The sequence below is a fragment of the uncultured Sphingomonas sp. genome (assembly GCF_964021865.1).
In the GTDB taxonomy this organism is placed as follows: domain Bacteria; phylum Pseudomonadota; class Alphaproteobacteria; order Sphingomonadales; family Sphingomonadaceae; genus Sphingomonas.
Genome location: NZ_CAXIAM010000002.1, coordinates 18,636 through 30,779 on the forward strand (window position 1 = coordinate 18,636; position 12,144 = coordinate 30,779).

Annotated in this window: 7 protein-coding genes; 5 read left to right on the forward strand and 2 right to left on the reverse strand. The window is 68.0% G+C overall.

The window, feature by feature from the left end; all coding sequences use genetic code 11:
- Positions 1 to 32: 32 nt before the first annotated feature.
- Entirely contained in the window at positions 33 to 1,430 is a 1,398-nt protein-coding gene (gene chrA, locus AADI75_RS00890; RefSeq protein ID WP_341207176.1) for a chromate efflux transporter, read from the reverse strand.
- A complete protein-coding gene (locus tag AADI75_RS00895; protein ID WP_341207177.1) occupies positions 1,427 to 2,251 on the reverse strand; it encodes a sulfurtransferase/chromate resistance protein in 825 nt (274 codons plus the stop codon). The genes chrA and AADI75_RS00895 overlap by 4 nt, the downstream gene beginning before the upstream one ends.
- 281 nt (positions 2,252 to 2,532) lie before the next feature.
- Here AADI75_RS00895 and AADI75_RS00900 point away from each other — a divergent pair, with 281 nt between their 5' ends.
- From AADI75_RS00900 to AADI75_RS00920, 5 genes are all read left to right on the forward strand, one after another.
- Complete coding sequence (locus AADI75_RS00900; protein ID WP_341207178.1) at positions 2,533 to 4,128, forward strand: sodium/solute symporter; 1,596 nt, start codon at positions 2,533 to 2,535, stop codon at positions 4,126 to 4,128.
- Positions 4,129 to 4,264: 136 nt separating this feature from the next.
- Entirely contained in the window at positions 4,265 to 6,658 is a 2,394-nt protein-coding gene (locus AADI75_RS00905; protein ID WP_341207235.1) for a glycoside hydrolase family 3 N-terminal domain-containing protein, read from the forward strand.
- A gap of 71 nt (positions 6,659 to 6,729) precedes the next feature.
- Complete coding sequence (locus tag AADI75_RS00910) at positions 6,730 to 8,541, forward strand: DUF885 family protein (protein WP_341207179.1); 1,812 nt, start codon at positions 6,730 to 6,732, stop codon at positions 8,539 to 8,541.
- A 64-nt stretch (positions 8,542 to 8,605) separates the two neighbouring features.
- Complete coding sequence (locus AADI75_RS00915; RefSeq protein ID WP_341207180.1) at positions 8,606 to 9,922, forward strand: amidohydrolase family protein; 1,317 nt, start codon at positions 8,606 to 8,608, stop codon at positions 9,920 to 9,922.
- A 20-nt stretch (positions 9,923 to 9,942) separates the two neighbouring features.
- Positions 9,943 to 12,000 carry a S9 family peptidase gene (locus tag AADI75_RS00920; protein ID WP_341207181.1) on the forward strand — a complete coding sequence of 686 codons (2,058 nt, stop codon included), beginning with the start codon at positions 9,943 to 9,945 and terminating at the stop codon, positions 11,998 to 12,000.
- Positions 12,001 to 12,144: the final 144 nt, after the last annotated feature.

Here is a 12,144-nt window from a genome sequence, read left to right on the forward strand (position 1 = left end):
CGCGACGTTGCAAGCACACGACCATGCCCGCTTTACCGAATGATCCCTGCGCCGTAGAGCGCAAGACCGGCGGCCGAGGTCGCCAGCAAGGTCGCGATGACCCCCGCTCGCATGACAAATATCCCGTAAGCGGCCCCAAGTGCCAAGACGACCGCCGCCGGATCAACGCTGGTGAACACCGGAGCATCGAAGCGGAGCGGCCCCGCCGCCACCAACGTGGTCTTGCGGAACAGGGTATGCAGCGCGAACCAGATCGCCAGGTTCAGAACGACGCCGACCACCGCCGCGGTGATGGCGGAAAGCGCTCCGGCTACTGCAGCATTGCCGCGCAGTCGTTCGATGAAGGGCGCGCCGAGGAATATCCACAGGAAACACGGCACGAACGTCACCCATGTCGCGAGCAGACCACCTAGGGTGCCGGCGACCAGTGGCGAGAGGTTGCCAGGATCGCGGTAAGCGCCGAGAAAACCGACGAATTGGAGCACCATGATCAGCGGCCCCGGCGTCGTTTCGGCCATGCCGAGGCCATCCAGCATCTCCTGCGGCCCCAGCCAGCCATAATTAGCCACCGCTTGCTGCGCGACATAGGCGAGTACGGCATAAGCTCCGCCAAACGTCACCACTGCCATTGTCGAGAAGAAGGTGGCGATGCGGCTAAACACATTGTCTGGGCCGAGCGCGACCAGCAGCCCGGCTACCGGCAGGAGCCAAAGAGCGAGCCATACCAGTGCCGTGTAAATTGTCTGCTGCCAGGACGGTCGCGCATGCGCGGGCAGATCCTCGCCAAGCAACGTATTGGCGTCAGCCACGAGCGTGCCCTTTGATGCGCCGTGACCGCCGCCCCGGAAGGCGACGCTACCCTGACGGACGGACCACCAGCCAACCAGCCCAGCACCTAGGACGATTAGCGGGAACGGCGTACCGACGAAGAAGATCAGCACAAACGCCAGCACAGCAAGGCCCCGCGCCGGCACTGTCCCGAGCGCACGTCCACCGATCCGCATTACCGCCTGAAGCACGACCGCAAGCACGGCACATTTGAGACCGAAGAAGACCGCCGAGACGATACCGAGCTGGCCATAGAGGACATAGACCCAGCTCAACGCCATGATGGCGACTGCGCCGGGAATGACGAACAGCACGCCCGCGACGATGCCCCCTCTCGTGCGATGCATCAGCCAACCGATATACGTGGCGAGCTGCTGTGCCTCCGGACCGGGCAGCAACATGCAATAGTTCAGTGCGTGCAAGAACCGCTGCTCGCCGATCCAGCGTTTCTCGTCGACGAGGATGCGGTGCATGACCGCAATCTGTCCGGCGGGGCCGCCAAACGAGAGCAGGGCGATGCGCAACCAGACCCAAAAGGCTTGCTGCAGCGTGACCGGGTGAGGGCGGATCGTGCTTGCGGCGTTCGCCACTCCCGCAGTCATGCCGACACCTTTGCGCGCGTCGGCTGATGCGAAGACCAATCGTGCTTCTCGCCCTGCGCGTCGCGGCACCAGCGATAGAGCGCGTCGTAAACCGACATGCCTGCTTCGAGTTGGACGTGATCGTCACTGTGGATGCGCGACAGACCGAGTGAAATGGCAAGCAGTCCGGCTGCTTCCGGGGCCAGGTCCAGCCGGTCGGTATCGGCGCCGCGCACGATCGTGGCCAGATGCGCGAGTGGCTGATGCGTCGCCAGCCCGAATGCCTCGACCATGACGTCGAAGGTGCAACGCTCGCCACGATGGCTCCAGAACACGCCCTCCTCCGCGACGTCGAACGGTTCGGCCTGCTGCTGCGTAGCGACTTTCACCACCTCGCCGGGGGCTACGAACAGGAAGCGCGCCTCAGGATCGATGAAACGTCGGATCAGCCAGGGACAGGCGATGCGGTCGACCTTGGGCCGAGCGCGGGTGACCCACCACGTGCGGCCATCCTCGTGCCGTGGCGGCAAATGGCCCAGCGATACCATCGGCAGCCCGCTTGCCGCCCATCCGGCGAAACCGCCGTCGAGAACTTCGGCCGCTACACCGTCGCTACGCAGGATGGCGGCCGCCGCGACGGCCGGGCCGCTGCCATCGGCGTCCACGATCACGACGGACGCGCCGGAAGCATATCTCCACCGGGTCGGATCCGCATGGGTCGGGAACAGCGAGCCCGGGATGGCCGCAACCGCGGCGTGGCGTAGATCGAGTATTTGCGGCGCGCCGGTCGATGCAACGAGGCGCGCGAGCTTTTCGGGTGTGATGGCGTTTGGGGCAGGCATGGTGCGTCCTTCGCGAATTCTTGCCGGACGCGATGCTCTGGCTGACGCCTCGTGGGGAGATCGCCGTCCCCATCCGTCTAATCAGCCACGCCAAGTGCTGGTTGTCAATCGACCCATTCTGTCTTTCCCGATGTTTTCGGAACGATCTCTCGATACTCCATCGGGCGGCCAACGCCCCTGGCCGCTCCAATTCCCATACTGATTAGATCGCGGCCACGACCGTCATGGACGGCGCTGTCACACACGCTAAACAGGTGCGGAGATAGCGGGGAGGAAGCGGGATGACGTTGCAGACGATCGATCTGGTCGTGGTGATTGGCTATGCGATCGGCATCTTCGTGCTCGCGCAATGGGTTAGCCGCGACAAGGCTGGCGAGAGCAAGGACACGTCGGACTATTTCCTCGCGTCCAAGGCGCTGCCGTGGTGGGCGGTCGGTGCGTCGCTGATCGCCGCCAATATCTCCGCCGAGCAGATCGTCGGCATGGCGGGCTCGGGCTATGCGATCGGGCTGGCGATCGCCTCCTATGAGTGGATGGCGGGCGCTACATTGTTGATTGTCGGCAAGTTCTTCCTACCGATCTTCCTTCACAACCGCATCTACACGATGCCGCAGTTCCTGGAGCAGCGGTACGGTACGTCGATCCGCACGATCATGGCGGTGTTCTGGCTGGCACTGTATATCTTCGTGAATCTGACCTCGATCATCTGGCTGGGGTCGATCGCGGTGACGCAGGTCGCCGGGATCAACCAGGACCTGGCGCTGGTCGGCCTCGGCGCATTTGCCGTGCTATATCAGCTGCGTGGCGGGCTGAAGGCGGTGGCGTTGACCGACATCGTGCAGGTGACGCTGCTGGTGCTGGGCGGGTTGCTGGTGTCGGCGCTGACGTTGCGGGCGATCGGCGGCGATGCCGGGATCGTCGGCGGCTTTTCGGAGCTGACGCGGCGCGTTCCGGATCACTTCGACATGATCCTGTCCCCCGACAACCCCCATTATAAGGAGCTGCCGGGGCTCGCGGTGCTGATCGGTGGCATGTGGATCGCGAATCTGAGCTACTGGGGGTTCAACCAGTACATCATCCAGCGCGCACTTGCCGCGAAGAGCCTGCCCGAAGCGCAAAAGGGCATCGTGTTCGCCGCTTTCCTGAAACTGCTCATGCCGCTGGTCATCGTTCTGCCCGGCATCGCGGCGGTGGTGCTGGCGCCCGACCTCGCCAAGCCCGACGAGGCGTATCCGGCGATGCTGCGGCTGCTGCCGCCCGGATTGCTGGGGCTGGTGTTCGCGGCGCTGATCGCGGCGATCATCGCGTCGACCGCATCGAAGATCAACGCAATCGCGACGATCTTCACGCTCGACCTGTACGCCAAGCAGTTCGGCCGCGCGACCACCGCCGAGGACGGGCGCGCCGATCCCGCGCGGGAGCGACAGCTAGTGCTGGTCGGGCGGATCGCCGCCTGCGTGTCGATCGTGATCGCGATGCTGACCGCGCGCCCGCTGATCGGGCAATCGGATCAGGCGTTCCAGTTCATCCAGGAATTCTCCGGCTTCTTCACGCCGGGGATCACGGTGATCTTCCTGCTGGGCCTGTTCTGGAAGCGCGCGAACGAAGCGGGGGCGATCGGCGCCGCGGTGGCATCGGTGGTATTGTCGTACGTCCTGCGCGCCGCCCTGCCCGATTTGCCGTTCCTCAACCGCATGAGCCTGGTGTTCCTGCTGAGCCTCGCGCTGGCCGTGGTGCTGTCGTTGATGGTCAAATCGCGCGCGGATGCCAATCGGGTGACTGTGCAAGGCATCGATTTCCGCACCACGACCGGGTTCAACGTCGCGAGCCTTGGCATCGTGCTGATCCTGATCGCACTCTATGCGACGTGGTGGTGATCGAGCAGGTTAGCGATACCAGCTCGGGCGATCGGACTACTACCCTTAGGGACTGATCGCCATTGGCAAGGCATATGGGATAGCGTTATCAGCACGGCCTAGTCAGAGCGATGATAGAAGGCAGGCGGGGATGACGATGCGGGGCGTGAGCTATCTGGCGGTGGCGTTGATGACGGTCGCCGCGAGCGGGGCGATGGCGCAGGTCGCGCATCCCGATCGCTGGCCGGTCGCGAAGAGCACCGGGCTGGTCGATCCGGCGACCGAGGCGAAGGTCACCGCACTGCTCGCCCGCCTGTCGCTGGAAGAGAAGATCGGCCAGATGATCCAGGCCGATATCGGTGCGATCAAGCCCGAAGACCTGCGGAAATATCCGCTCGGCTCGATCCTCGCCGGCGGCAGCTCGCCGCCGATCGGCAGCCCGGATCGTTCGCCGGCCGCACCGTGGGTGGCGACGTCGCGCGCCTTCAACGCGGTGGCGATGGAGCAGCGCGCCGGTCACACCGCGATCCCGCTGATGTTCGGGGTCGATGCGGTGCACGGCAACAACAATGTCGTCGGCGCGACGATCTTCCCGCACAATATCGCGCTGGGCGCGATGCGCGACCCGGCGCTGATCCGCCAGATCGGCGCGGCGACCGCGGCGGAGACCGCCGCAGCCGGGATCGACTGGGCGTTCGGGCCTACCGTGGCGGTGCCGCAGGACGATCGCTGGGGGCGCAGCTACGAAGGTTATTCGGAGGACCCGGCGGTGGTCGCTTCCTATTCGGGTGCGATGGTCGAGGGATTGCAGGGCGTCGGCGCGAACCGGGGTATCCAGCACGGCCATGTCGCGGCGAGCGTCAAGCACTTCCTGGGCGACGGCGGCACCAAGGACGGCGTCGATCAGGGCGACACGCAGGTCGATGAGGACACGCTGATCCGCATCCACGCCGCCGGCTACCCGCCCGCGATCAAGGCCGGCGTGATGACGGTGATGTCGAGCTTTTCGAGCTGGAACGGGCAGAAGATGCACGGCAACCGCTCGCTGCTGACCGACGTGCTCAAAGGCCGGATGGGGTTCGAAGGCTTCGTGGTCGGCGACTGGAACGGGCATGGGCAGATCCCCGGCTGCACCAATGCCGATTGTCCGGCGACCTTCAACGCCGGGCTCGACATGGCGATGGCGCCGGATAGCTGGAAGGGGCTGTTCGACACGACGCTCGCCGCTGCGCGTTCGGGCAAGATTCCGATGGCGCGGATCGACGATGCGGTGCGGCGCATCCTGCGCGTGAAGATGAAGCTGGGGTTGTTCGACCCTGCCCGCCCCTATGAGGCGCAGCCCCAGCAGCTCGGTTCGGCGGCGCACCGCGCGGTCGCGCGCGAGGCGGTGGCCAAGAGCCTCGTGCTGCTCAAGAACAACGGCGTGCTGCCGATCAAGGCGGGCGCCAACATCCTCGTCGCAGGCGACGCCGCCGACGACATCGGGCGGCAGTCGGGTGGCTGGACCTTGTCGTGGCAGGGCGATGGCAACAGCAATGCCGACTTCCCAGGCGCGACGTCGATCTTCGCCGGGATCGCCGCAGCGGCCAAGGCGGGCGGCGGCAGCGCGACGCTGTCGACCGATGGTCGGTTCACGACCAAGCCCGATGTCGCGATCGTCGTCTTCGGCGAGCAGCCTTATGCCGAGATGCGTGGCGACGTCCGCACGCTGGAGTTCGAGGCCGGCGACAAGCAGGCGCTGGCGCTGCTCAAGACGCTGAAGGCGGCGGGCATCCCGACCGTGTCGGTCTTCCTCTCCGGTCGGCCGTTGTGGGTGAACCCGGAGCTGAACCAGTCGGATGCGTTCGTCGCATCGTGGTTTCCCGGATCGGAGGGCGAAGGCGTCGCCGACGTGCTGATCGGCGGCAAGCGCGACTTCACCGGCACCTTGTCGTTCAGTTGGCCAAAGACCGCCGGGCAGTTCGCGCTGAACCGCGGTGCGCCCGGTTACGACCCGCTGTTCCCGTTCGGTTACGGGCTCAGCTACGCCAGGCCGGGCAAGGTCGGCGCGCTCAGCGAAGTGGCGGGGGTCGACGCGAGCCTCGCCAATACCAGCCTGTTCTTCGCGCGTGGCAAGGTGCCTGCCCCGTTCCGGCTCGACCTCGACCCGGCGGTCTCGCGCATCGCGGTCGACAGCGCGACCGCACAGGAAGGCGCGGTGCGGCTGACGTGGAAGGGCAAGGGCGCGGCGAAGATCGCCGGGCCGGACCTGTCACTGCTGCGCGAGACCAACGCCGACCTGAACCTGCAGATCACCTACCGCGTCGATATGCCGGCGAGGGGGCCGGTCGGGCTGGCGCTGGGCGGCGGGCGCGTCGACGTTGCGCCGCTGCTCGGCAAGAGCGGGTGGCAGGTGCTGCGCGTGCCGCTGAAATGCTTCCGCGAGCGGGGCGCGACCGTCGAGAAGGTTTCCACGCCGATGACGATCGACGCCGATGCCCCGTTCGCGCTCTCGGTATCGGACGTGCGGCTTGCGACCGATCCGGCCGGGGCGACCTGTCCGGCGGCGTGATGCGGTGGGCGGGGTCGCTTCCCCGCCCACGGACGTTTGACCTTCCCTCCGGTGCCGGCCATCACAGGCGGATGAACCATCTCGTCTCGCGCCGCGACACCTTGCTCGGCCTGACCGCCGTTACTGCTGCCACCGCCGCCGGAGCGACGCCGCCCGGCGAGAGCGCGCAGGCGTTCCTCGACCGGGTCGCGTGGCAGTTGCTGGAGCTTCAGCCCGAACGCGCGACGACGCTGGGTGTCGACGACGGCGCGCATGCCGGGTTGCGGCGGCGGCTGGAGGATCGCTCGCCGGCCGGCGTCGCGGCGCGGCAACGCTTTCTGAGCGGTGCGCTGGCCGATCTGGCGAAACTGCCGCGCGCCGGGCTGGATGCCTCTACGGCGACCAGCCTCGCGGTGGTCGAAAGCGCCTTCCAGACCGCGCTCGACGGAATGAAGCTACCTTACGGGGTGGCGACGATCGGCGACTGGCGCAACACGCCTTATGGTGTCGTGCAGAACGTCGGCGCGTGGCTGGACGTGCCGCAGATGCTCGACGGCGACCAGCCGGTGCGCGACAAGGCCGATGCTGAGGCGTATCTCGCGCGGCTGGCGGCGATGCCGGCGCAGCTCGACGGCGAGACGGTACGGATACGCCAGACACGCGCGATGGGGGTCGTGCCGCCGTCGTTCCTGCTCGACAAGACGATCGCGGGGATGACGCGGACGCTTGCCGAGGCGGCGAACGAGGATGGGCCGTTGATCGGGCCGCTGGCACGCAAGGGCAAGGCGGTGGCGGGCGACTGGACGACCCGCGCCGCCGCGATCGTGCGCGGCGCGATCGTGCCGGCGCTGGAGCGGCAACTGGCGGAAATCCGGGCGCAACGGGCGGTGGCCACCGCAGCGCCGGGGCTGAACGCGCGCCCGCACGGCGAGCAATGGTATGCCTGGGGGCTGCGCGCGGGCACCACGACGCGGCGGAGCGCGGGCGATCTGCACGCGATGGGACGCGCGCGGCTCGCCGACCTTCAGGCGCAGATGGACGTGATCCTGCGCAACGAAGGGCTGACGCAGGGCAGCGTCGCCGAGCGCACGATCGCCTATCAGCAGCGCCCCGGCATCGGCTTTCCGGATGGCGACGAAGGGCGACGCCAGATCGTCGCCTATATGCAGGGCCGCATCGACGCGATCCGCCCCAAATTGCCGCAGGCGTTCCGGCGGCTGGCGCGCGGCAATCTCGAAATCCGCCGCATGCCGCTGGCGCAGGAACCGGGAGCGCCGGCGGCCTATGGCGGCCCCGGCACGATCGACGGGCGCGAGCCGGGCAAGGTGTGGATCAACCTCGGCGATCCCTCGATCCACAATCGCGTGACGATCCCCGACCTCGTCTATCACGAAGGCATCCCCGGCCATGTCTGGCAGGGCGAATATGCGCAGCGGCTGCCGCTGATCCGCTCGATCCTCGCCTTCAACGCCTATTCGGAAGGCTGGGCGCTCTATGCCGAGCAACTCGCCGACGAGCTGGGCATGTATGCGGGCGATCCGGCCGGGCGGCTCGGCTATCTGATGGGGCTCGCGTGGCGCGCGGTGCGGCTGATCGTCGACACCGGCATCCATGCGCTGGGCTGGTCGCGCGACAAGGCGCTGGCCGAGTTCGTCGCCGCGACCGGGCTGCCGCGCAGCAATGCCGAAAGCGAGGTCGATCGGTATTGCGCATGGCCGGGTCAGGCATGCGGCTACGAGGTCGGGCGCGCCGAGATCGTCGCGCAGCGCGCGCGGGCGCAGAAGGCGCTCGGCGCACGTTACGACCTGCGCGACTTCGATCAGGCGGTGGTCGATGGCGGCAACGTGCCGCTGACCGTGCTGGCCGACAACGTCTCGCGCTATATCGGCATGCGCCCAGCCTGAGCACACGCCCGCTTGCCTTCGGTCGCCGGCTCGGCAACGATGCCGGCAAAAGGGGAGTTCAGGGATGTTCAAGGCTTTGCTCGCAGTTCTGGCGATGACGACCGCCATGCCTGCGGTCGCGCAGGCGCCTGCGGCGGGTGCGGTGACCTACATTCAGGCGGGGGCGTTGCTCGACCGGCCGGGGCAGGCGCCACGCGGGCGCACCACGATCGTCGTGCGCGACGGCAAGGTCGCAGAGCTGCGTGACGGCTTCGTCGCCCCCGAACAGGGCGCGACGCTGGTCGATCTGCGCGACGCGTTCGTGCTGCCGGGTCTGGTCGACATGCACGTCCATCTGTGGGGGATCGGTGGTGACCCGATGCGCGCGCGGCTGGAGGCGCTGACGCGCGACCGCTTCGATGACGAGATGACCGCGGTCGCCAACGCGCGCACGACGCTGGCGGCGGGGTTCACGTCGGTGCGCGATCTCGGTGGCGATCCGCGCGGGATCCGTGCGCTGCGCGATGCGATCGATGCCGGGACGGTCGAGGGGCCGAGCATCACCAATGCCGGCGAGATGATCTCGGTGACGGGCGGGCACGGCGATGCCGGCAACGGGCTTGGCGAAGAGTTCGCCGAGGCGGTGCACGCGCATGAGATCAACCTGTGCGACGGGCCCGACGATTGCCGCCGCGCGGTGCGCGCGCAGGTCGGCATGGGGGCGAAGGTCATCAAGTTCGCCGCGACCGGCGGGGTGCTCTCGAACGTCAGCGGCGGACTGGGGCGTGCGATGACCCCGGAAGAGATGCGCGCGATCATCGACACCGCGCACGCGCTGGGCCGCAAGGTCGCCGCGCACAGCCACGCCGCCGAGGGGACGAAGGCCGCGCTGGAGGCGGGCGTCGACTCGATCGAGCACGGCACCTTCCTCGACGACGACACGATCCGGCTGTTCAAGGCCAAGGGCGCGTATCTGGTGCCGACCGAGATCGCGCCGGTCGCCGCATTGGCGCAGGCGCGCGGCGGGGCGTTGCCGCCCGCGACGATCGCCAAGGCCGAGCAGGCCGCAGCGGCGATGGCCGCCAGCCACCGTCGCGCCTATGCCGCGGGCGTGAAGGTGGCCTTCGGTACCGACACCGGCGTGTCGAAGCACGGCGACAATGCGACCGAATTCGCGCTGCTGGTGAAGAACGGCCTGACCCCCGCGCAGGCGATCGCCGCCGCCACGACCGGCGCCGCCGACCTGCTGGGGCGCGATGACATCGGCACGCTTGCGCCCGGCAAGACCGCCGACATCATCGCGGTGCGCGGCTCGCCGCTCGACGATGTCACGCGGCTGGAGCATGTCGACTTCGTGATGCATCGCGGCACCGTCGTGAAGCTCCCCACCACCGCTCGCTGACCATTCGAAGGAACGCCCCCTTGCGCCTGACCGTCGCCCTCGCCCTGCTCGCCGCCGCCCCGGCCGCGGCGCAGCAACAGCCCAACGCCGCCCCCGTCGATGCGCCGAACCGGCGCTTCACCGGCGAGGACCTGTTCGGCCTGTCGATCGCCGCCGATCCGCAGATCAGCCCGGACGGGCGCACGATCGTCTACGTCCGGCGCAGTGCCGACATCATGACCGACCGGATGCAATCGTCGTTGTGGCTGATCGACGTCGCCAGCGGGCGGCAATCGCCGTTCGCGGCGCAGGGATCGAGCCCGCGCTGGTCGCCCGACGGCACCCGCGTCGCCTATGTGGCGGGCGACGGCAACGGATCGCAGCTGTTCGTCCGCTGGATCGCCACCGGCGCGAGCGCGCGGGTTACCGGCTTTCCCGGCGATCCGCAGGCGCTGGCATGGTCCCCGGACGGGACGCGGCTGGCCTATATCGCGACTGTCGCCGGCGAGCCGACGACGCTGGGCAAGGCACCTGCCAAGCCGGAGGGCGCGAAATGGGCCGAGCCGCTGACCGTCATCGACCGGATCAACTATCGCAACGACGGCGGCGGCTATGTGAAGCCGGGGCGTGACCATCTGTTCATGGTCGCAGCCGATGGCGGGGCGGCGCGACAGCTGACGTTCGGCGCCTTCGACGACGGCGGGCCGCTGTCGTGGACGCCCGACGGCCGCGAGATCGTCTTCGCCGCGATCCGCGGACCCGACGCCGAGCGCCAGATCCTGAACTCGGACGTGATGGCGGTCGACGTCAACACCGCCGTACTGCGGACGCTGACGACGCGTGACGGGCCGGACGGACAGCCGCGCGTCTCGCCGGACGGCACGCGGATCGCGTGGCTCGGCTTCGACGACAAGCGGCGCAGCTATGAGAATACCCAACTCTACGTCGGTGATCGGCAGGCCGCAGCGCCGCGCTCGCTGACCGCGTCGCTCGATCGCGCGATCGAGGAAGCGACCTGGGCCGCCGACGGACGGAGCCTGTACGCCAGCTATGACGATCGCGGACAGCGCCGGATCGGGCGGATCGGGCTTGACGGCCGGCTGCAGCCGTTGATCGACAATGTCGAGGGCGGCGGGATCGACCGGCCCTACACCGGTGGCGACTTCTCGGTCTCCAAGGGCGGGACCATCGCCTACACCGGCGGCGACGCGAGCGCGCCCGCCGACGTGTGGGTGTGGAGCGACGGAAAGCCGCGGCGGCTGACGCAGCTCAACAACGTGCTGACGTCGTCGAAGGCGCTTGCCAACGTCCGCAAGATCGCGGTCACCGCGCCCGACGGTCGACCGATCGACGCCTGGCTCGCGACCCCCGCCGGCCGCGTGCCGGGCGCGCGAGTGCCGCTGATCCTCGAGATCCACGGCGGGCCAAACAGTGCCTATGGCCCCAGCTTCGCGTCCGACGTGCAGCTTTATGCCGCCGCGGGCTATGCGGTGCTGTGGACCAACCCGCGTGGCTCGACCTCGTATGGCGCGGAGTTCGCGAACCTGATCGACAAGAATTACCCCTCCGCGGACTATGACGACCTGATCGCAGCGGTCGATGCCGCGATCGCGGACGGCACCGCCGACCCCGACAATCTGTTCGTCACCGGCGGATCGGGCGGCGGGGTGCTGACCGCGTGGATCGTCGGCAAGACCGATCGCTTCAAGGCGGCCGCGACGCAGAAGCCGGTCATCAACTGGACCAGCGAAGCGCTGACGATGGATGCGACGCTGTTCACCTCACGCTACTGGTTCAGCAAGCTGCCGTGGGAAGATCCGATGAGCTATTGGAACCGCTCGCCGCTCAGCCTGGTCGGCAACGTCAAGACACCGACGCTGGTCGTCGTGGGCAGCGAGGACTATCGCACCCCGGTGAGCGAGTCCGAGCAATATTATGCCGCGCTTCAGATTCGCGGCGTGCCGACCGCGCTGGTGAAGGTGCCGGGAGCGAGCCACGGCGGGTTCACGTCACGGCCTTCGCAATCGGCGGCGAAGGCGTCGGCGATCATCGCGTGGTTCGATCGGTACCGCACCGGTGGCGGTACGGCCAAGCCGTAACTCCCGTCTGGCTGAGCCGGCATCCAGAGCCTGATGGCGTGATTTTCGTCCGTCACTGCGAGCGTAGCGGGGCAATCCAGAGTCGGATCAGGACGCCCTGGATTGCTTCGCTTCGCTCGCAATGACAATCGGCGGGCTCGACCT